The 20,204-nt window shown below is 53.5% G+C and carries 17 protein-coding genes; 12 read left to right on the top strand and 5 right to left on the bottom strand.

Going from position 1 to position 20,204, the window contains the following annotated elements:
- Positions 1 to 38 precede the first annotated feature (38 nt).
- From ACMGG3_RS11170 to mglC, 7 genes are all read left to right on the top strand, one after another.
- The gene (locus tag ACMGG3_RS11170) at positions 39 to 1,187 is read left to right on the top strand and encodes a YbfB/YjiJ family MFS transporter (protein WP_032678574.1); all 1,149 of its coding nucleotides are present in this window, start codon (positions 39 to 41) and stop codon (positions 1,185 to 1,187) included.
- Between the two features lie 102 nt (positions 1,188 to 1,289).
- Positions 1,290 to 1,958: a GTP cyclohydrolase I FolE gene (folE, locus tag ACMGG3_RS11165; RefSeq protein ID WP_020883194.1), complete on the top strand. Its 669-nt coding sequence runs from the start codon at positions 1,290 to 1,292 to the stop codon at positions 1,956 to 1,958.
- A gap of 18 nt (positions 1,959 to 1,976) precedes the next feature.
- On the top strand, positions 1,977 to 3,134 hold the full coding sequence (gene yeiB / locus ACMGG3_RS11160) for a DUF418 domain-containing protein YeiB (protein WP_348571595.1): 1,158 nt from the start codon (positions 1,977 to 1,979) through the stop codon (positions 3,132 to 3,134).
- Between the two features lie 155 nt (positions 3,135 to 3,289).
- A complete protein-coding gene (gene galS, locus ACMGG3_RS11155) occupies positions 3,290 to 4,312 on the top strand; it encodes an HTH-type transcriptional regulator GalS (protein ID WP_020883196.1) in 1,023 nt (340 codons plus the stop codon).
- 295 nt (positions 4,313 to 4,607) lie between these two features.
- On the top strand, positions 4,608 to 5,606 hold the full coding sequence (mglB, locus tag ACMGG3_RS11150; protein ID WP_014170907.1) for a galactose/glucose ABC transporter substrate-binding protein MglB: 999 nt from the start codon (positions 4,608 to 4,610) through the stop codon (positions 5,604 to 5,606).
- Between the two features lie 79 nt (positions 5,607 to 5,685).
- Positions 5,686 to 7,206, top strand: a complete 1,521-nt coding sequence (gene mglA / locus ACMGG3_RS11145) for a galactose/methyl galactoside ABC transporter ATP-binding protein MglA (RefSeq protein ID WP_414149899.1) — start codon at positions 5,686 to 5,688, stop codon at positions 7,204 to 7,206.
- A 15-nt stretch (positions 7,207 to 7,221) separates the two neighbouring features.
- On the top strand, positions 7,222 to 8,232 hold the full coding sequence (mglC, locus tag ACMGG3_RS11140) for a galactose/methyl galactoside ABC transporter permease MglC (RefSeq protein WP_014170905.1): 1,011 nt from the start codon (positions 7,222 to 7,224) through the stop codon (positions 8,230 to 8,232).
- Between the two features lie 49 nt (positions 8,233 to 8,281).
- Here the strand turns inward: mglC and ACMGG3_RS11135 are convergent, their stop codons facing one another.
- The 5 genes from ACMGG3_RS11135 to ACMGG3_RS11115 form a co-directional block, all read right to left on the bottom strand.
- Positions 8,282 to 9,670 (bottom strand): glutamine synthetase family protein, encoded by a 1,389-nt coding sequence (locus ACMGG3_RS11135; RefSeq protein ID WP_414149917.1) that lies wholly within the window; start codon positions 9,668 to 9,670, stop codon positions 8,282 to 8,284.
- Positions 9,671 to 9,791: 121 nt separating this feature from the next.
- Positions 9,792 to 10,511 carry an outer membrane permeability protein SanA gene (sanA, locus tag ACMGG3_RS11130; RefSeq protein WP_014170903.1) on the bottom strand — a complete coding sequence of 240 codons (720 nt, stop codon included), beginning with the start codon at positions 10,509 to 10,511 and terminating at the stop codon, positions 9,792 to 9,794.
- A gap of 127 nt (positions 10,512 to 10,638) precedes the next feature.
- Positions 10,639 to 11,523, bottom strand: coding sequence for a cytidine deaminase (gene cdd / locus ACMGG3_RS11125; RefSeq protein ID WP_414149898.1), 885 nt, complete (start codon positions 11,521 to 11,523; stop codon positions 10,639 to 10,641).
- A gap of 129 nt (positions 11,524 to 11,652) precedes the next feature.
- Complete coding sequence (locus ACMGG3_RS11120; RefSeq protein ID WP_014170901.1) at positions 11,653 to 12,348, bottom strand: CidB/LrgB family autolysis modulator; 696 nt, start codon at positions 12,346 to 12,348, stop codon at positions 11,653 to 11,655.
- Positions 12,345 to 12,743: a CidA/LrgA family protein gene (locus tag ACMGG3_RS11115; RefSeq protein WP_020883202.1), complete on the bottom strand. Its 399-nt coding sequence runs from the start codon at positions 12,741 to 12,743 to the stop codon at positions 12,345 to 12,347. Before ACMGG3_RS11115 ends, ACMGG3_RS11120 begins: the two co-directional genes overlap by 4 nt.
- A gap of 194 nt (positions 12,744 to 12,937) precedes the next feature.
- Between ACMGG3_RS11115 and dusC the strand changes: the two genes are divergently transcribed.
- The 5 genes from dusC to ACMGG3_RS11090 all read left to right on the top strand — a co-directional run bounded on the left by dusC (position 12,938) and on the right by ACMGG3_RS11090 (position 19,937).
- Positions 12,938 to 13,870 carry a tRNA dihydrouridine(16) synthase DusC gene (gene dusC / locus ACMGG3_RS11110; RefSeq protein WP_040017989.1) on the top strand — a complete coding sequence of 311 codons (933 nt, stop codon included), beginning with the start codon at positions 12,938 to 12,940 and terminating at the stop codon, positions 13,868 to 13,870.
- 314 nt (positions 13,871 to 14,184) lie between these two features.
- On the top strand, positions 14,185 to 15,540 hold the full coding sequence (locus ACMGG3_RS11105) for a carbohydrate porin (RefSeq protein ID WP_414149916.1): 1,356 nt from the start codon (positions 14,185 to 14,187) through the stop codon (positions 15,538 to 15,540).
- A 166-nt stretch (positions 15,541 to 15,706) separates the two neighbouring features.
- Entirely contained in the window at positions 15,707 to 16,540 is an 834-nt protein-coding gene (gene licT / locus ACMGG3_RS11100; protein WP_414149897.1) for a BglG family transcription antiterminator LicT, read from the top strand.
- 136 nt (positions 16,541 to 16,676) lie between these two features.
- On the top strand, positions 16,677 to 18,530 hold the full coding sequence (bglF, locus tag ACMGG3_RS11095; RefSeq protein WP_414149896.1) for a PTS beta-glucoside transporter subunit IIABC: 1,854 nt from the start codon (positions 16,677 to 16,679) through the stop codon (positions 18,528 to 18,530).
- A 12-nt stretch (positions 18,531 to 18,542) separates the two neighbouring features.
- Positions 18,543 to 19,937: a glycoside hydrolase family 1 protein gene (locus ACMGG3_RS11090; RefSeq protein WP_371005759.1), complete on the top strand. Its 1,395-nt coding sequence runs from the start codon at positions 18,543 to 18,545 to the stop codon at positions 19,935 to 19,937.
- Positions 19,938 to 20,204 lie beyond the last annotated feature (267 nt).

Here is a 20,204-nt window from a genome sequence, read left to right as displayed (position 1 = left end):
CATCATAAATTAACTTTTCTTTAACAATTGGAGCGGTCATGGCGCTGCGTATCGCGCTCAGTGGGTTTGTGGTTCTGGTGGTAGCGATGGGGATAGGGCGCTTTGCTTTTACCCCTCAGGTGCCGCTAATGATTGCTGCCGGGCAACTCACGCTCACCAGCGCGGGCCTGGTGGCGGCGATGAACTATCTGGGCTATCTGGTGGGAGCATGGGATGCAATGCGTGCGCACCGCTTCGTTGAAACACGCCTCTGGTTGGGTATTTTTGGTGCGGTTGCGCTGACGCTGCTTTCCGCTGCGGCCGATAACGCCGTGGTACATGGCCTGCTGCGCTTTGTGATTGGCTGCATGAGCGGCTGGTCGATGGTGCTGATTGCCGCCTGGACCAACGAGCGGCTGGGACAACTGGGGAAACCGGGTCTCAGCGCCGCGGTATTTGCCGGGCCGGGTGCAGGTATTGCGCTCAGCGGGCTGCTCGCCGTCTATATCCAGGCTAAGGCGCTCTCCGCCGGTGCAGCATGGCAAATCTACGGCGTGCTGGCGCTGGTGCTTATCGCGCTGGTGGCCCGGTATCTGCCGCGGGCGGGTCAACTTCACCGGCCGGGCAGCGCACCGGAACCGCTCGTCCTGACGAAGAATTTAAAGCGCCTGGTCTGGAGCTACAGCCTGGCCGGGTTTGGCTATATCCTTCCGGCGACCTTTTTATCGCAAATGGCGGCCGTGCGTTTTCCCGGCAGTCTGTTTGCCCAGTTTGTCTGGCCGATATTCGGTATTGCCGCCGTGGCGGGCATTGCGCTCAGCATCGTTTTACGCCACACCTCAACCTCAAACCGCAGGCTGGCTATCGTATTGTGGTTGCAGGGGGCCGGCGTACTGGCAGCCTGGCTGCTGCCGGGGATTGGCGGGTTACTGACCGGCGGCTTGCTCGTTGGGGGCGGGTTCTTGTGTGCCGTTCAGCTCTCTTTACTTTATGGGCGCGAACTGGCACCAGATCACACGCGCTACATGGCGGGACTGCTTACTACCGGTTATGCCATCGGTCAGTTGATTGGCCCGGTAACGTCGGCGTTGTCGACGTGGCTCACGCACCGACTGGAGCCTGCGCTGGGGCTGGCGGGCGTCGCGCTGTTCATCGGCGGCGCACTGGTCTGGGATCGTCAGGCCGAAAGGCAACAGCAATTGCAATAATTATCGTCGTGAATACTGGATTATGTGCGCCGCCTCACGCACAATGAGCGCACACTTTTGCCACAACGAGGGCAAAAGACGCCACACCTGCAGGAGAAAAGAATGCCATCACTCAGTAAAGAAGCAGCCCTGGTTCACGAAGCTCTGGTTGCGCGTGGTCTTGAAACGCCACTGCGTCCACCCGTTCAGGAACTGGACAATGAAACCCGTAAGCATCTGATTGCTGGGCATATGACCGAGATCATGCAACTGCTGAATCTCGATCTGAGCGACGACAGTCTGATGGAGACGCCGCACCGTATCGCAAAAATGTACGTTGACGAAATTTTCTCCGGCCTGGATTACGCCAATTTCCCGAAAATCACCGTCATTGAAAACAAGATGAAGGTGGATGAGATGGTAACGGTACGTGATATCACGTTAACCAGTACCTGCGAACACCACTTCGTGACCATCGACGGTAAAGCGACCGTGGCTTATATTCCTAAAGATACGGTGATTGGTCTGTCGAAGATCAACCGCATCGTGCAGTTCTTTGCTCAGCGTCCACAGGTGCAGGAGCGTCTGACGCAGCAGATCCTGACCGCGCTGCAAACGCTGCTGGGCACCAATAACGTGGCAGTATCTATCGACGCCGTTCACTACTGTGTGAAAGCGCGCGGCGTGCGTGATGCCACCAGTGCGACCACCACGACGTCGCTGGGCGGTCTGTTTAAATCCAGCCAGAACACCCGCCAGGAGTTTCTGCGCGCCGTGCGTCACCACAACTAATCTGACAGGGCAGGCTACATGGAGCGAAACGTCACGCTCGATTTTGTTCGAGGCGTCGCTATTCTCGGTATCCTGCTGCTTAACATCAGCGCCTTCGGCTTGCCGAAGGCGGCGTATCTCAATCCTGCGTGGTATGGCGACATTACCCGCAGCGATGCCTGGACGTGGGCCATCCTCGATCTCTTTGCCCAGGTCAAATTCCTCACCCTGTTTGCCCTGCTGTTTGGCGCGGGCCTGCAGCTACTGCTCAGGCGCGGTACGCGCTGGATCCAGTCGCGTCTGACATTGCTGGTGATCCTCGGCTTTATTCACGGGCTGTTCTTCTGGGATGGCGACATTCTTCTCGCCTATGGCTTAGTCGGGCTGATTTGCTGGCGGCTCATTCGCGATGCGCACAGCGTAAAAAGCCTGTTTAACACGGGCGTGATGCTTTACGTCATGGGCCTTGGTGTGCTGTTACTGCTGGGGATAATCTCCGGTGATGCGGCAAACCGTTCATGGATCCCCGATGCCGCCAACCTTCAGTACGAGCAGTACTGGAAGCTGAAAGGAGGCACGGAAGCGATAAGCAACCGTGCGGATATGCTTGGCGATAACCTGCTGGCGCTGGGGGCGCAGTATGGCTGGCAGCTGGCAGGGATGATGCTGATGGGGGCATCACTGATGCGTACCGGCTGGCTGAAAGGGGAGTTTTCCCTTCGCCACTATCGCCTGACGGGAGCCGGGTTAATTCTTCTCGGCGTGCTGATTAATCTGCCGGCAGTGATCTTGCAATGGCATCTTCACTGGAACTACCGTTGGTGTGCGTTTCTGCTTCAGGTCCCGCGCGAGCTGAGCGCGCCCTTTCAGACGATTGGCTATGCGGCACTCATTTACGGCTTCTGGCCACAAATGTGTCGCGCATGGATTGTCAGTGCCATTGCCTGCGTAGGCCGTATGGCCCTCAGCAATTACATTCTGCAGACGCTGATATGCACCACGATTTTCTATCGGTTTGGCCTGTTTATGAAATTCGACCGGCTTTCGCTGCTGGCGTTTGTTATCCCGGTCTGGATGGTTAACCTGGCGTTTTCTGTTCTCTGGCTACGTTATTTCCGCCAGGGGCCGCTGGAGTGGGTGTGGCGTCAGTTAACCGCACATGCTTCAGGGGTATCATTGAGAAATACATCCAGATAACGATCTGGATCACAATCATTAACAAAACGGATGTAAACGTTTTCATCTGTGTGAGCTTCTTCACGTAGTCCCCTTTCTCTCGCTGCCAAAATAGCCACCTTGCTAAACACAGGGGGTGTCTGTGAGTTGCTGCAATCCTTTGAAGGATGGTGAATATGATCACCATTCGTGACGTCGCCCGTCAGGCGGGTGTTTCTGTGGCTACCGTCTCACGCGTGCTGAACAACAGCGCGCTGGTCAGCCCTGACACCCGCGAAACCGTAATGAAAGCCGTGACCCAGCTGGGTTATCGCCCTAATGCCAATGCGCAGGCGCTTGCCACGCAGGTCAGCGATACCATTGGCGTGGTGGTGATGGATGTCTCTGATGCCTTTTTCGGTGCGCTGGTTAAAGCGGTAGACGTTGTCGCTCAGCAGCATCAGAAATACGTGCTGATTGGCAACAGCTATCACGAGGCTGAAAAAGAGCGTCATGCGATTGAAGTGCTGATCCGCCAGCGTTGTAACGCACTGATTGTGCACTCAAAAGCCTTAAGCGATGACGAGATTTCCGGGTTTATGGAGCAAATCCCGGGCATGGTGCTGATTAACCGTATTGTGCCAGGGTATGCCCACCGCTGCGTCGGGCTGGATAACGTCAGCGGGGCGATGATGGCCACCAAAATGCTCATCAACAACGGGCATCAGCGGATCGGTTTTTTGGCCTCCAGCCATCATATTGAAGATGATGAGCTGCGGCGCGAAGGCTGGCAAAACGCCCTTAAAGAACAGGGTATTACGCCGTCTGAAAGCTGGGTCGGAACCGGAACGCCGGATATGCAGGGCGGGGAGGCGGCGATGGTGGAGTTGCTGGGCCGTAATCTGCAGCTGTCTGCCGTGTTTGCCTATAACGATAACATGGCGGCCGGGGCGCTGACTGCGCTGAAGGATAACGGCATTGCGGTGCCACAGCATTTATCGTTGATTGGTTTTGATGATATTCCCATTGCCCGTTACACCGACCCGCAACTGACCACCGTGCGTTACCCCATTGCCTCTATGGCCAAACTGGCCACTGAGCTGGCGTTACAGGGGGCGGCAGGGCTGCTGGATCCGGGCGCAACACACTGTTTCATGCCGACTTTAGTGCGTCGACATTCTGTCGCTGCCCGGCAAATTGTGGTTCCGATCACTAACTGATTACATCAGCTGATGTAACCGTTTTCAATCTGTGAGTAAATTCACAGTATCTTAACAAGGCGCTGACTATGATGTCAGCGTTTTAGGGGCTGAAACGCTATGTAACAGTGATTAATCACTTTCACCATAGCCAATGTGCCGCAAACAACGAATAAAACGCATTTCTGGAGCGTTACCGAACACGGAAGATAGAAATTTTATAAGTGAACTTCGGCTGTCAGTAACGTTTCATTAACACCTGCCTGCCGATCGTTATTCACAAGAACTACCCTGCATAAAAAAAACCGGAGATACCATGAATAAGAAGGTGTTGACCCTGTCTGCTGTAATGGCAAGCATGCTTTTTGGTGCAGCAGCGCACGCTGCGGATACCCGTATTGGTGTGACCATCTATAAATACGACGACAACTTCATGTCTGTTGTCCGTAAAGCTATCGAGAAAGATGCTAAAGCAGCGCCAGATGTTCAGCTGCTGATGAATGACTCCCAGAACGACCAGTCCAAACAGAACGACCAGATCGACGTTCTGCTGGCAAAAGGCGTGAAGGCACTGGCCATCAACCTGGTTGACCCCGCTGCGGCAGGCACGGTCATTGAAAAAGCGCGCGGCCAGAATGTGCCGATTGTCTTCTTCAACAAAGAACCTTCCCGTAAAGCGCTGGACAGCTATGACAAAGCGTTTTACGTCGGTACTGACTCCAAAGAGTCCGGCATTATTCAGGGCGATCTGATCGCTAAACACTGGGCGGCGAACCCGAACTGGGACCTGAACAAAGACGGCCAGATCCAGTTCGTGCTGCTGAAAGGCGAACCAGGCCATCCGGATGCTGAAGCCCGTACCACTTACGTTATCAAAGAGCTGAATGATAAGGGCCTGAAAACCCAGCAGCTGGCATTAGATACCGCGATGTGGGATACCGCTCAGGCGAAAGATAAGATGGACGCGTGGCTGTCCGGCCCGAACGCTAACAAAATCGAAGTGGTAATTGCCAACAACGATGCGATGGCTATGGGTGCGGTAGAAGCGCTGAAAGCGCACAACAAATCAGCCATTCCTGTGTTCGGTGTGGATGCACTGCCAGAAGCTCTGGCCCTGGTGAAATCCGGTGCAATGGCCGGTACCGTGCTGAACGATGCCAACAACCAGGCGAAAGCAACCTTCGATCTGGCGAAAAACCTGGCCGATGGCAAAGGTGCGGCAGACGGTACGACCTGGAAAATTGAAAACAAAATCGTTCGCGTACCTTACGTCGGCGTAGACCAGTCCAACCTGGCTGAGTTTATCGGTAAATAAGTTATTTGAATTGTCTTCACTGGGCGCAACTTGTTGCGCCCTTTTATAACGCGATATGCGAGGCCAACAAGGTATAATTATGGTCAGCACAAATACTCAGTCATCTGGTGAATACTTGTTGGAAATGAGCGCTATCAACAAGTCATTTCCCGGGGTTAAGGCACTCGATAATGTTAATTTAAAAGTTCGTCCTCACTCTATTCATGCATTAATGGGGGAGAACGGCGCAGGTAAATCAACATTATTAAAATGTCTTTTTGGGATCTATCAAAAAGATTCTGGCAGCATTCTTTTTCAGGGGAAAGAGATCGATTTCCATTCAGCAAAAGAAGCACTGGAAAACGGTATCTCAATGGTTCACCAGGAATTAAACCTGGTGCTGCAGCGTTCTGTTATGGATAACATGTGGCTGGGCCGTTATCCGACCAAAGGTGTCTTTGTCGATCAGGATAAAATGTATCGCGACACCAAAGCGATTTTCGATGAACTGGATATTGATATCGATCCGCGCGCCCGCGTGGGAACGTTATCCGTATCCCAAATGCAGATGATCGAAATTGCCAAAGCGTTCTCCTATGATGCGAAAATCGTCATCATGGACGAACCGACATCGTCATTAACGGAAAAAGAGGTTAACCACCTTTTTACCATTATTCGTAAGCTCAAAGACCGCGGCTGCGGCATTGTTTATATCTCTCACAAAATGGAAGAGATCTTCCAGCTGTGTGATGAGATTACCATCCTGCGCGACGGCCAGTGGATTGCCACCCAGCCTCTCGAAGGGCTGGATATGGACAAGATCATCGCCATGATGGTGGGGCGCTCTCTGAACCAGCGCTTCCCGGACAAAGAGAACAAGCCGGGTGAAGTGATCCTTGAGGTTCGCAATCTCACCTCGCTGCGTCAGCCGTCTATTCGCGACGTCTCTTTTGACCTGCATAAAGGCGAAATTCTCGGTATCGCAGGTCTGGTCGGGGCAAAACGTACTGATATTGTCGAAACCCTGTTCGGTATTCGTGAGAAAGCCGCGGGCAGCATCACGCTGCACGGTAAGAAAATCAATAACCACAGCGCCAACGAAGCCATTAATAATGGTTTTGCGCTGGTCACGGAAGAGCGTCGTTCGACCGGTATTTATGCGTATCTGGATATTAACTTTAACTCGTTAATTTCCAATATTCGCAACTATAAAAACAAAGTCGGGCTGCTGGATAACTCCCGCATGAAGAGCGATACCCAGTGGGTGATTGACTCCATGCGCGTCAAAACGCCAGGTCACCGCACGCAAATTGGTTCGCTGTCAGGCGGTAACCAGCAGAAGGTCATTATTGGTCGTTGGTTATTAACCCAGCCAGAAATCCTGATGCTGGATGAACCGACCCGCGGTATTGACGTCGGCGCGAAGTTTGAGATTTATCAGCTGATTGCCGAGCTGGCGAAAAAGAATAAAGGGATCATTATTATTTCTTCCGAAATGCCGGAATTGTTAGGGATCACAGATCGTATTCTGGTTATGAGCAATGGTCTCGTTGCCGGTATTGTTGACACCAAAACGACAACGCAAAACGAAATTTTGCGTCTTGCGTCTTTGCACCTTTAAGATCAGGGGCTCCTCATGAGTGCGTTAAATAAAAAAAGTTTTCTCACTTACCTGAAAGAAGGCGGTATTTACGTTGTTCTTTTAGTACTGCTGGCTATCATCATTTTCCAGGACCCTACGTTCTTAAGCCTGTTGAACCTCAGTAACATCCTGACCCAGTCCTCCGTGCGCATTATTATCGCGCTGGGCGTGGCGGGACTTATCGTGACGCAGGGGACTGACCTGTCAGCGGGACGTCAGGTTGGCCTCGCGGCGGTTATCGCGGCAACGCTGCTGCAGTCGATGGAAAACGCCAACAAGGTGTTCCCGGAAATGGCGACCATGCCCATTTTCGTGGTGATCCTGATTGTCTGTGCGATCGGCGCAGTGATTGGTCTGATTAACGGCATCATTATCGCTTACCTTAACGTGACGCCATTTATCACTACCTTAGGTACGATGATCATCGTTTACGGTATCAACTCCCTGTACTACGACTTCGTGGGGGCGTCGCCAATCTCTGGCTTCGACAGCGGGTTCTCGACCTTTACGCAAGGGTTTATCGCGCTGGGCAGTTTCCGCCTGTCGTACATTACCTTCTACGCCCTGATTGCCGTCGCTTTTGTCTGGATCCTGTGGAACAAAACCCGCTTCGGTAAAAACATCTTCGCTATCGGCGGTAACCCGGAAGCGGCGAAAGTGTCCGGCGTCAACGTTGCCCTGAACCTGCTGATGATCTACGCCCTGTCAGGTGTGTTCTACGCCTTTGGTGGGATGCTGGAAGCGGGCCGTATCGGCTCTGCAACGAACAACCTGGGCTTCATGTACGAACTGGATGCGATCGCAGCCTGTGTGGTCGGCGGCGTCTCCTTTAGCGGCGGCGTGGGTACCGTGTTCGGCGTGGTAACCGGTGTCATCATCTTTACCGTAATCAACTACGGTCTGACCTACATCGGCGTGAACCCGTACTGGCAGTACATCATCAAAGGCGGCATCATCATCTTTGCGGTCGCCCTGGATTCACTCAAATACGCGCGTAAAAAATAATCGCCTCTGGCATTACCTGGCCCGCTCATCGAGCGGGCTTTTTTGTGCTTCATGCCAGACTCGACTCCTCCCGGGTGACGATGCTCTCGAACCAGTCGAGCTCGGAGAGTTTGCAGGCAACCCACTGTTGAGAAAAAGCCTCTCCCAGGCTGTCGGTAAGATACTGACAGCGTGCAAATGTCTCGATCGCCTCCTGCTGAAACAGCGGCAGATCCGGCCCGTCCTGCTGAGGTTCAGGTAAATCCTGCTCGTCAAAATTTTCCAGCCCGTACAGCATTCCGCTCAGAAGCGTTGCCGCCACCAGATACGGATTGGCATCAGCCCCGGCCAGCCGGTACTCAATACGCCGGTTATGGTCATCAGAGCAGGGAATACGCAGCGCGGCGGAGCGGGTGTTATAGCCCCAGGAGTTAAATAGCGGTTCCGTGAGGTTTTTACGCAGGCGGCGGAATGCGTTAACGCCAGGGGCGAGAATGGCGATGGAGGCGGGCATCAGCGCCAGCTGGCCAGCGATGCAGAGGCGCATCATGCTGTTCAGCGCTTCTACCGGTGACGCGAATACGTTTTCGCCATGAATATCGTTCAGGCTGAAATGGAAGTGCAAACCGCTGCCGGACTGCTGGCTGAACGGTTTGGCCATAAAGTTGGCCTGCAGACCCTGTTTCTCCGCAACGTAGCGGGTCAGGCGTCGCAGGGCCAGCACGTTATCGCAGACTTCAACGACGCGATGGCTATGCTTCAGGTTTAACTCGAACTGGCCGGATTCGGCCTCGGCCACGATCCCGGTCAGGGGGATACGCTGCAGGTGCGCCAGCTGCTCCAGCTCGTCAAACAGCGCCGCGTGTGCCGTTGAGGTATCCATATGAAAGCAGCCCTGATTTTGTGGATCCTGCGTGCCGCGTCCGGTCAGATAAAACTCAATTTCCGGGGCAATCACCGGGAAGAGCCCGTGCTGATGGAAACGAGCCAGAACGTTTTGCAATATCACCCTTGGCTCAAGCGGGCACGGTTTGCCGTCGCTCTCTTTCATGGTCAGCAGGATCTGCGCGTTATGCTGAGGGTCTTGCGAACAGGGGCGCAGGGAACCGCCGACGGGAACGCAGAGCCGGTCGGGCTCATCATCAAGCGGGGCGGCTATTTTGCCTTTATGGTCCATGGAGTAGACGGAGAGGGGGAAGTAACAGCCTTTTTCCAGATTCAGCATGTTTTCCACCGAGAGCCGCTTGCCGCGCATAATGCCATTGATATCGTTCAGGTAAACGTCAATATGTTTCGTCTGCGGGTAACGTTCCAGGTAATCCGCCACTTCCAGCGAGACGTTGTGCTGCATGGCATCAAGTTTGTCATCAAGCCAGAGGCCAGCATTGAGTGCCGTCGGGAGTGATAAACCCGGGAAGTTAAAATAAGGGCGGATATTTTTCAGGAAAAACGCATTCATTATTGAGTTCATAGTCATTCTTCAATGAAGCCGTAGCGGCAGTGAACTCAGCTTAAAAGGGGCGGCGTAAAGGCGGGATAAAAAGCGTTATGCCCGGTATAAAGAAAGTATAAAGGCGAGGCTATTTTTTCTCTTTTTTCTGCATATCAAGCAGTTGTTCTGGCGTGACGGCCGGGTAGCCCTGCGCATCTTCCGGCACTTCATGCATCGCCGGAATGGGTACCAGCGGGCCTAAAAAGCGCGGTTCACGTTTGAAGATGTACAGATCGGCCAGAGCGCCAAAACGCGCGCCAAACTCACGTACGCGGACGCTCAGCATATCTTTAGGCGACGGCACGGCGTAGCACTGCGCCTGAATACCCATATGCAGTGCGATAAACAGCGCCCGTTCGCAGTGGAAGCGTTGGGTAATGATGATGAAATCGTTGGTGTCGAACACCTTGCGCGTACGCACGATGGAATCCAGAGTACGGAACCCGGCGTAGTCGAGCACAATATCGGCCGGATCGACGCCAGCGGCAATCAGGTCTTTGCGCATGGTGACCGGTTCGTTATAGCTTTGCAGCGCATTATCGCCGCTCAGCAGCAGGTAATTCACTTTGCCGCTGTTATACGCGTTCAGCGCGCCCTGAATGCGGTAACGGTAATACTGATTAATCACCCCGGTGCGGTAATACTTGGCGGTACCCAGCACAACGCCGACCTGACGATAGGGCAGGTCCTGCAGGTCGTCAAAGATATACGGAGCCGTTTTCCAGCTCATCCAGCGATCAAGACCCAGCACGATCAACAGCAGTATGCCGACCAGGACAGACAGGCTGTAAAAAGCGCGCTTTAACATGCAGATGGCTCGTACCGAAGGTGAAATTTAACTCAGGCTACTTTACCCGCCTGGTTAGCGCAAGAAACAGCGAATCAACTGAGGGGTTTTTCAGCAAAGCGGCGGGCATTTCTGCCCGCCGGAAGCATTACGCAAGCAAAACACGGTCAATAGTTGAGCAGCCGAGCGCTTTCAGCGTTGCGCCGGTGGCATCCCACTGGATCAACGGCGCGTCGGCTTTCTCTGCCAGAATAGCGCGCTGAATGTCCGGGTAGTCATAGCCATTGAGGCTCAGCAAATTCAGGGCGCCCTGAAGCGGTGGCAGCGTCGGGTTAAAGGCGGCGTTTTCGGCATAGCTGCCGGTGAAGATGCGACCATCACGACACTGCAGCGCCACACCGCTTGGGGAGTGACTGTATGGCGTGTGGCTCTTGTTCGCCGCACGAATCGCGGCTTCGCTCAGCGCATCACCGGAAAGAGCAAAACCGTGATCCTGTTCATCCATCAGCAGCGTTTTGATGTCGAGATCTTTCGGACCAAACGCGTCAGGCAGGTAATCCCCAAGGGTATGCGGCGCACGGCCTGGCAGATTGATGCGTAACTCCAGCCCGCTGTTCAGCTCGTTCATGAACTGGCGGCAGTGGCCGCAAGGGGTGTAGTTAACGGTAATGGCGCTCAGCGCTTGTTCACCGCGCAGCCAGGCGTGGCTGATGGCGCTTTGTTCCGCGTGAACGGTCTGCTGCATGGTCGCGCCCAGGAACTCCATGTTGCCACCGAAGTACCAGGTTCCGCTTACGCCGCGTGCAATCGCACCGACGTTGAAATGAGAGAGATCGGCGCGGGCGCAGGCTGCCGCCAGCGGCAGCAGCGCGAAGGCCAGCGCGTCGTCGTCCAGCCCTGTGGCTTCTTTCAGTGCCGTGACGTGTTCAGCCGTCAGCAGGGCCGGGAAATGCTCATCCGCCAGAATCGGGGCCAGAGCTGATTGCACATTCTCTGCAAGCTGGGCGAAAGCAGCTTGAAAACGTGGATGCATGGCGTTTGCCTCATAAAGGTTAATGGATCGGTAGTTTACGGAGCCGCTGGGGCTTTATATGTGATCCACTTCTCATTATGTATGCAACTTATGAAAACAAAATGAAATTTGCGCGACGCATCGCAAATTTTAACCCATGACCGCCACAATCAGCGGGAAAATAAACGGTGCGAGCAGGGAGGTGATAATCCCGCAGATCACCAGTGCGAGTGAGCTAAACGCCCCTTCCTGATAATCCAGTTCAGCGCAGCGCGCGGTGCCCAGGGCGTGCGACGCGGTACCCATCGCCAGACCTCGTGCCGCTTTGGTATGGATACGCATCGCATTCAGCAGGGTATGTCCAAAGACCGCGCCGAGGATCCCCACGAATATCACACACATGGCGCTGATGGCCGGAATCCCCCCCAGGCTGCCGCCCACGGCCATCGCGATAGGCGTGGTGACCGACTTAGGCAGAATAGAGGCCGCAATTTGCGGAGACGCGCCCATCAACAGCGCCACCGAGGTGCCGGTGATCATCGCCACCAGGCTCCCGACAAAACAGATGGTAATGATGGATTTCCAGCGGGCGCGGATCTGGTGCAATTGCTCATATAAAGGAAAGGCGAGCGCCACCACGGCGGGCTGCAGAAGGTCGTTCAAAATTTTGCTGCCGGCAAAGTAGCGTTCATAAGGAATGCCGGTGAGAAGCAGGAACGGGATAATCACCACCATCGCCACCAGCAGCGGATTAAGTAACGGCATTTTGAAACGTGCGGCGAGTTTGCGTGCGGCGAAGAACACTGCCAGCGTTAACGGCAGCGACCACCAGATATTGGCCATCATTGTTTTGTTCCTTTCTGCCCAACCACTTTACGTTCGCCATGCACCAGATGCGAACTCCAGCTTACTACCAGGAAAACCACCAACGTACTGACCGCGCAGGACACCACAATGGGTCCGAACTGCGCCTGGAGCAAATCAAAATACTGCATAACCCCGACGCCGATAGGCACGAACAGCAGCGCCATATAGCGAATAAGGACAAAGCAGCCAGGGTTAACCCATCTGGCAGGCAAAATTTGCAACGCCAGCAAAACAAAGAGGATCAACATTCCGATGATGCTGCCAGGAATGGTGATGGGAAGCAGGGATGCGATAAAGATTCCGGCATACAGGCAGGCGTAAATCAGGACGAATGCGCGAAGATATTGCCAGATAATGTTCAATGATTTTCTCATGGTGAAAGTCCTTGATGAAACTCATTCATCATACAATTAAACCTAAAAATGTGCCACGGATCACATCATGAATTTTGAGCATACCAGACATTCCGAAATGGAACGTCTGGTATAACCTCACCGGGTTAACCGCCGGGCTTTCCTCATGCCGGGAGAGCGGCTACTATAGCGCGTCTTTTTTCACAGGTACTGCTATGCGTGTTTTACTGGCCCCAATGGAAGGCGTGCTCGACTCTCTCGTGCGCGAGCTTCTGACCGAGGTGAACGACTACGATCTCTGCGTGACGGAGTTTTTGCGCGTGGTCGATATGTTGTTGCCAGTAAAATCATTCTATCGCCTTTGCCCGGAACTGCATCATCAGAGCCGCACCTCTTCCGGCACGCTGGTGCGCATTCAGCTACTGGGTCAGTATCCCGAATGGCTGGCGGAGAACGCGGCCCGTGCCGTAGAGCTTGGTTCCTTTGGGGTTGACCTCAACTGCGGTTGCCCATCAAAACTGGTGAATGGCAGCGGCGGCGGCGCCACCTTGCTGAAAGATCCGGAGCTGATTTACCGTGGTGCAAAAGCCATGCGTGAGGCTGTACCGTCGCATCTGCCGGTGACGGTAAAGGTGCGTCTGGGATGGGACAGCGACGCGCGGCAATTTGAGATTGCCGATGCCGTGCAGCAGGCCGGGGCCACTGAGCTGGTGGTGCATGGCCGCACCAAAGAAGATGGCTACAAAGCCGAACGTATTAACTGGCAGGCGATTGGCGAGATCCGCAAAAGACTCACCATTCCCGTTATTGCCAACGGGGAAATCTGGGATTACGAAAGCGCGCAGGCGTGCCTGAAAGAGACTGGCTGCGATGCGGTGATGATTGGCCGCGGCGCGCTTAACGTACCAAACCTCAGCCGGGTGATTAAATATAACGAACCACGTATGCCGTGGGCTGATGTGGTCACGCTGCTGAAAAAATACAGTCGCCTCGAAAAACAGGGTGATACCGGGTTATATCACGTCGCGCGAATTAAGCAGTGGCTCAGTTATTTACGCAAAGAGTACAGTGAAGCACTGGGGTTATTTCAGGAGATCCGCACGCTGCAGACTTCCGCTGATATTGCACGGGTGATTCAGTCCAAATAATAATCGTTAATTTGCTCACACTTTTTTAAAATATAAAACAAAGCAGGTTTTCAATGTGACGCCACGATGTTAAGGTGCCACTGTATTCAACGCAGGATTGTTACTGGTTAACAGGCAAAACCTAAGCGTTTCACAGCACGTATCGCTGTGGAGCGCTTAGGTTTTTTTTTTGCCTGTCATTTACGCAGGAGAGAAATTTGGCTTAACAATTTTTACTGACGTCTTTCACTGAAATAAATAATTAAATCGCGACAGGAAAAGAGAATTTTCCTGCGACGGCTTACGCACTCAATACTCACTCACAGGTTGTTATGATGGCATATAAAAATATACACACTACACTGTGCGCGCTCGCCTTAATAACATTCCCCCCTTTATCAGGGGCACAGGAATGGAATGGAACGGTGTTAGGTTTTGAAGCGCCACCGGACCCTCTCCTGGGCGATATGGGCGGCATCCGCAAGATCATTAACGATAACGGGTTTACTTATAATCTGGGCTATCTGAACGAAATCGCCTGGAACGGAGGTGGCGGCTATAACCATGATTCTCACGTGGCGTATATTGATCAGTTTGCGCTGACCTTTAATCAGGATCTGGAGCGCTGGACAGGCGTGCCGGATGCGCGGATCGAAGGAAATATCGTCAACCGTAATCACAATGACGATCTTACCACCAGGCGTGTTCAGGATCCGCGCGTTAACTTCAACGACCTGACCCAGGAAAGCTGGGGAGGGCAGTCCATTACCCGCCTGGGCTGGCTCACCTTTGCCCGCAGTTTTGACGATCGGCGTCTGACCTGGCGCATCGGGATGATGAACAAAGTGCAAACCTTTGATCAAATCATTCCGTGTGACTTCCAGTTGCTCTCGCAGTGCGGCGGGAAATCTGCCAACTCACTGACCTGGAACAACTGGAACGTGCATACCTGGGGCTCCACGCTAGCGTATAAAGTAACGCCCACGCTGACCATAAAAGGCGGTGTGATGGAGCAAAACCCGGACGCGTCAAGCCGTAGTCATGCCTGGAGCTGGTCAACAAAGGGCAGTAAAGGAATATTACTCCCGGTTGAAATCGAAGCGCGTCCGCATATCAACGGTCTGCCGGGCGCGTACAATCTGGGCGTAGTGTTTACCAATGCGCCGCAAACCGATCTTTACAGGGGTAAATCCGGTGGGGCGGGTGCGAGCGACCCGGATGGATTTGATAAGCACAACCGCACCTGGTTTATGTATGCCGGGCTAAACCAGCAACTGACCCAACATCAAAATGATCCGAATCGTGGGTTGAGCGCCTCTTTCAGCATGAGTCTTGCCGATCAACGCACGAACTCTATGCACCAGGTATACGCTGCCTCACTGCGATACCGTGGGTTGTTTGATGCGCGTCCACAAGACTGGATTGGCTTCGGTCTGACCTGGATTGATATGAGCAGCCAGTACGCACGCAACCAACGTTACCTGAACAGCCTGAGCGGGGCTTCCGATTATAACGATCCGGCGTACCATCCTGTGCCGGACCATTCGCTGAACGGTGAGTTCTACTATCGCTTTCGTCCGCTGTCATGGCTGGAGCTACAGCCGGGCATTCAATACTGGCACCATCCTGGTGGGGTTTCCCGCACGCAGGATGCCTGGGTAACCGAGCTGAAAACGGTGGTGACCTTCTGAGATCACCGTCTCAAGTTCGATCTGCGTCACGTTTCTTACTCGTGACATATTGAGGCTACGAATGAAACTGATAGAGTGCCAGAACTGGATTGTTACTGCTTAGGCAGGCAAAACCTGATTTTCTGGCATCTGCCGGAGGTCAGGTTTTTTTGTTTCTGGGGTTCCGATGAAAATCGCCAAAATTCTTAATAATAATGTGGTGGTTGTTCAGGATGATCGCGGATGTGAACAGGTCGTGATGGGGCGTGGGCTGGGGTTCCAGAAACGCGTCGGTGATGAACTGGATACCGCGCTTATTGAAAAGGTGTTTGCATTACAAAGCGATGAGTTGATGCGTCGACTCGGAGAGCTGCTGAGCCAGATCCCGCTTGAGGTGATGACCACCTGTGACTGCATTATTGGGCAGGCAGCGCAGCGGCTGGGGAAACTGCAGGACAGTTTGTATATCACCTTAACGGACCACTGCTACTTTGCGATTGAACGCCAAAAGAAAGGGCTGGCAATCAAAAATGTGCTGCTGTGGGATATTAAACGTCTCTATCCGAAGGAGTTCGAATTAGGGCAGGAGGCGCGGGCCATTATCGCCAAACGCCTGAATGTTGAACTCGAGGAGGATGAAGCTGGGTTTATCGCGCTGCATCTGGTGACGGCGCAACTGAATAGCGAAATGCCGGAAGTGATGCACGTGACGCGGGTGATGCAGGAGATCCTGCAACTGGTGAAGTATCAGCTACAACTTGAGTATGACGAAGAGTCGCTCAGTTATCAGCGTTTTGTCACCCATCTGAAATTTTTTGCTCAGCGGATGCTTACCCGCACCGTGGTAGAAGATGATGATGTTTCGTTGCATACGGCGGTAAAGGACAATTACGCGAAAGCCTGGAAATGCGCAGAGAAAATCGCGCAGCATCTGAATAAGAGCTATCAGCGTGAGCTGACAACCGAAGAAATTATGTTCCTCGCGATTCATATTGAGCGAGTAAGAAAAGAGGGGCGCTAAGCCTCAACAATGGGATTGTTACTGCATAATGCAGGCAAAACCCGGGTGCGGTCTTTGAAAAAAGACCGTTCTCGGGTTTTTTTATTTTGTACTCAGTCAACAGGTGCCTTCGGGCATCGGATGTAAGGAAATCGAGATGGAATACCAGGCTTTAGCACAGGATATTCTCGGGCACGTTGGCGGGAAAGCGAACATCGTCAGCCTTGTTCACTGCGCCACCCGGCTTCGCTTCAAACTGAAAGAGAATCAAAAAGCGGATGCGGAAGGGTTAAAGAAAAACCCGGGGGTGATCATGGTAGTCGAAAGCGGCGGTCAGTTTCAGGTCGTGATTGGTAACCATGTGCATGATGTGTGGCTGGCGGTACGTAAGGAAGCAGGGCTGACAGATGATACCCCTGTGGTGGACGATAAGACGGAAAAAGGCAACCTGCTGGGCCGTCTGATCGACATTGTTTCCGGGATCTTCACGCCGTTTATTGGCATCCTGGCTGCTTCCGGTATTTTAAAAGGGCTGCTTGCGCTGGCCGTAGTTTGCGGCTGGCTCACGACTGAAAGTGGCACCTATAAAATCTGGTTTGCCGCAAGCGACGCGCTGTTCTTCTTCTTCCCGCTGGTGCTGGGCTATACGGCCGGGAAAAAATTCGGCGGCAACCCGTTTATTACCATGGTGATCGGCGGGGCGCTTACCCATCCGATGATGATCGCCGCCTTTAATGCGAGCCAACAGCCGGGGGCGGTATCGGAAGCCTTTCTTGGTATTCCGGTTACCTGGTTCAACTACAGCACGTCGGTGATCCCGATTATTCTCGCTTCGTGGGTAAGCTGCTGGCTGGAAAAGCAGAGCACCAGGTGGCTGCCATCATCGATGAAAAACTTCTTCGCTCCGCTGATCTGTTTAGGCGTTACTGTTCCACTGACGTTCCTGGTCATTGGTCCGCTGGCGACCTGGCTGAGTCAGATACTGGCGAACAGCTATCAGGGGATTTATGTGCTGGCACCGTGGCTGGCGGGGGCGGCAATGGGGGCACTGTGGCAGGTATGCGTAATTTTTGGCCTGCACTGGGGGCTGGTGCCGCTGATGATTAATAACCTGGCGGTACTGGGGCATGACTCGATGCTGCCCATGTTGCTGCCAGCAGTATTTGGTCAGGTGGGTGCGGCGCTGGGCATTTTCCTGCGTACCCACGATGCCCGTCAGAAAATGCTGGCAGGCTCATCCGTCACGGCCGGGATCTTTGGCATCACCGAGCCAGCCGTGTATGGCGTAAACCTGCCGCTGCGCCGTCCGTTTATCTTTGGTTGTGTCGCTGGTGCTATCGGCGGGGCGATTGTCGGCTTCAGCGATACCCACGTTTATTCCTTCGGCTTCGCGAATATCTTTACCATCGCACAAATGATCCCGCCGGCTGGGGTGAATGCCACGCTGTGGGGCGGCGTTATTGGTACGGTGGTTGCGCTGGTACTGAGCTGTGGCCTGACGCTGGTGGCCGGTATGCCGGGGCGCACAATGCCTGAGTCTGCAGTGTCGGTCGGGGAAAATGACGTGTTATCCCCGATGACCGGTACCGTTCTGGCGCTCGATCACGTGCCGGATACCACTTTTGCCAGCGGCCTGCTGGGCAGCGGGGTTGCCATTATTCCTTCAGATAACAAAGTGGTTTCCCCTTTTGCTGGCGTTGTAGCTTCGCTTTTCCAGACCAAACACGCCATCGGCCTGCTCAGTGAAAACGGTATTGAAGTGTTAATCCACGTAGGTATCGACACCGTGAAGCTCGACGGCAAGCCATTTACTGCACATGTGAAGGTGGGGGACAAGGTACAGCCGGGGGATCTGCTGCTGGAGTTTGATCGTCAGGCGATTATCGATGCCGGATACGACCTGGCGACCCCGATTATTATCAGTAATAGCGACGAGTACCGCGAAGTGGTGACCGTGGCGGCAACCTCCGTGAATGCGGGAGCACCGTTACTCAGCGTAAACCATCAATAACAGGAGAATGGAATGAAGACTTTCCCGGATGATTTTTTATGGGGCGGTGCGGTTGCCGCGAATCAGGTAGAAGGCGCTTATCGGGAAGACGGTAAAGGGTTGTCCACCTCTGACGTCCAGCCGCAGGGAGTTTTTGGCCCGGTGGTTGAGCGCGTCGAGGGCGACAGCGGCATCAAGGATATCGCGATTGATTTCTATCATCGATACCCCGAGGACATCAAACTGTTCGCCGAGATGGGCTTTAGCTGCCTGCGCGTTTCCATTGCCTGGACACGCATTTTCCCGAACGGCGACGAGCAGCACCCTAACGAAGCGGGGCTGGCTTTTTACGACAAACTGTTTGACGAACTGGCCGCGCACAACATCACGCCGCTTGTCACACTGTCGCATTACGAAATGCCGTGGGGGTTGGTGAAGCAGTACGGAGGCTGGGCCAGTCGTCAGACCATTGGGTTCTTTGAGCGCTATGCCCGTACCGTATTTACGCGCTACAAAACGAAGGTAAAGCTGTGGCTGACGTTCAATGAGATCAATATGTCTCTGCATGCACCGATGACCGGCGTCGGCCTGCCGGAAACCAGCAGCAAAGGTGAGGTGTATCAGGCTATCCATCATCAACTGGTGGCTAGCGCGCTGGCAGTGAAAGCCTGCCATGAGATCATTGCAGACGCCCGGATTGGCAACATGTTGCTGGGCGGTCTGATGTATCCGCTGACCTGCAAGCCGGAAGATGTCCTGGAAACACTGCAGGAAAACCGCGCCTGGCAATTCTTTGGCGATGTGCAGTGCCGTGGTGTTTATCCGGGGTATATGCAGCGCTTCTTCCGCGATAACGATATCCAGATTGATATCACCGATGCCGATCGTGAGGCGCTGAAATCGACCGTCGATTTTATCTCGTTCAGTTACTACATGACGGGATGTGTCACCGCGGATGAGGCGCTTAATGAGCAGGCTCGGGGCAATATCCTTAGCATGGTACCTAACCCGCATCTGGCTAGTTCCGAGTGGGGCTGGCAGATTGACCCTGTCGGCCTGCGTACCCTGCTGAACGTGCTCTGGGATCGCTATCAGAAGCCGCTATTTATCGTGGAAAACGGTCTGGGCGCGAAAGACACGCCGGATGCTGACGGCGTAGTGCAGGATGATTACCGCATCAGCTACCTTAACGACCACTTGGTACAGGTGCGTGAAGCCATTGAAGATGGTGTGGAGGTAATGGGTTACACCAGTTGGGGGCCGATCGATCTGGTCAGTGCGTCTAAAGCAGAACTCTCAAAACGCTATGGCTTTATTTATGTCGATCGTGATGACAGTGGAAAAGGGACGTTAGCGCGCAGTCGTAAGAAAAGCTTCTACTGGTATAAAGAGGTTATTGCCACAAAAGGCGCTTCCCTGAAAGCATAATGATGTGAATTTGCCCGGCGCTGAGCCGGGCAATGAAATCAGAAAATCATCTTGAATACACCGGTTACCACCAGCAGCCCTATCAGAAATATAATTAAAATAACCCACAGTAATATTTTCATTCGTTTCTCCTGCGTCTGTTTGTCGAAAGTAAGTGTAGCAGTGAATTTATAATGAAGATGAATTCACTCATTTAATTCATTCTTGTGATGAATAATTTTCTGAGTATGAAAATGTATGACAAATTGCGGGTTGCCACGCGTTACT

This window comes from Enterobacter sp. BNK-18 (assembly GCF_047456135.1).
In the GTDB taxonomy this organism is placed as follows: Bacteria; Pseudomonadota; Gammaproteobacteria; order Enterobacterales; family Enterobacteriaceae; genus Enterobacter; species Enterobacter ludwigii.
Note: the sequence above shows the minus strand (reverse complement) of the source record. Positions and strands in the feature narration are given on the sequence as shown.

Coding starts and splice junctions, on each gene's coding strand:
- ACMGG3_RS11170 (WP_032678574.1), top strand. CDS start 39: ATGGCGCTGCGTATCGCGCTCAGTGGGTTTGTGGTTCTGGTGGTAGCG.
- folE (WP_020883194.1), top strand. CDS start 1,290: ATGCCATCACTCAGTAAAGAAGCAGCCCTGGTTCACGAAGCTCTGGTT.
- yeiB (WP_348571595.1), top strand. CDS start 1,977: ATGGAGCGAAACGTCACGCTCGATTTTGTTCGAGGCGTCGCTATTCTC.
- galS (WP_020883196.1), top strand. CDS start 3,290: ATGATCACCATTCGTGACGTCGCCCGTCAGGCGGGTGTTTCTGTGGCT.
- mglB (WP_014170907.1), top strand. CDS start 4,608: ATGAATAAGAAGGTGTTGACCCTGTCTGCTGTAATGGCAAGCATGCTT.
- mglA (WP_414149899.1), top strand. CDS start 5,686: ATGGTCAGCACAAATACTCAGTCATCTGGTGAATACTTGTTGGAAATG.
- mglC (WP_014170905.1), top strand. CDS start 7,222: ATGAGTGCGTTAAATAAAAAAAGTTTTCTCACTTACCTGAAAGAAGGC.
- ACMGG3_RS11135 (WP_414149917.1), bottom strand. CDS start 9,670: ATGAATGCGTTTTTCCTGAAAAATATCCGCCCTTATTTTAACTTCCCG.
- sanA (WP_014170903.1), bottom strand. CDS start 10,511: ATGTTAAAGCGCGCTTTTTACAGCCTGTCTGTCCTGGTCGGCATACTG.
- cdd (WP_414149898.1), bottom strand. CDS start 11,523: ATGCATCCACGTTTTCAAGCTGCTTTCGCCCAGCTTGCAGAGAATGTG.
- ACMGG3_RS11120 (WP_014170901.1), bottom strand. CDS start 12,348: ATGATGGCCAATATCTGGTGGTCGCTGCCGTTAACGCTGGCAGTGTTC.
- ACMGG3_RS11115 (WP_020883202.1), bottom strand. CDS start 12,743: ATGAGAAAATCATTGAACATTATCTGGCAATATCTTCGCGCATTCGTC.
- dusC (WP_040017989.1), top strand. CDS start 12,938: ATGCGTGTTTTACTGGCCCCAATGGAAGGCGTGCTCGACTCTCTCGTG.
- ACMGG3_RS11105 (WP_414149916.1), top strand. CDS start 14,185: ATGGCATATAAAAATATACACACTACACTGTGCGCGCTCGCCTTAATA.
- licT (WP_414149897.1), top strand. CDS start 15,707: ATGAAAATCGCCAAAATTCTTAATAATAATGTGGTGGTTGTTCAGGAT.
- bglF (WP_414149896.1), top strand. CDS start 16,677: ATGGAATACCAGGCTTTAGCACAGGATATTCTCGGGCACGTTGGCGGG.
- ACMGG3_RS11090 (WP_371005759.1), top strand. CDS start 18,543: ATGAAGACTTTCCCGGATGATTTTTTATGGGGCGGTGCGGTTGCCGCG.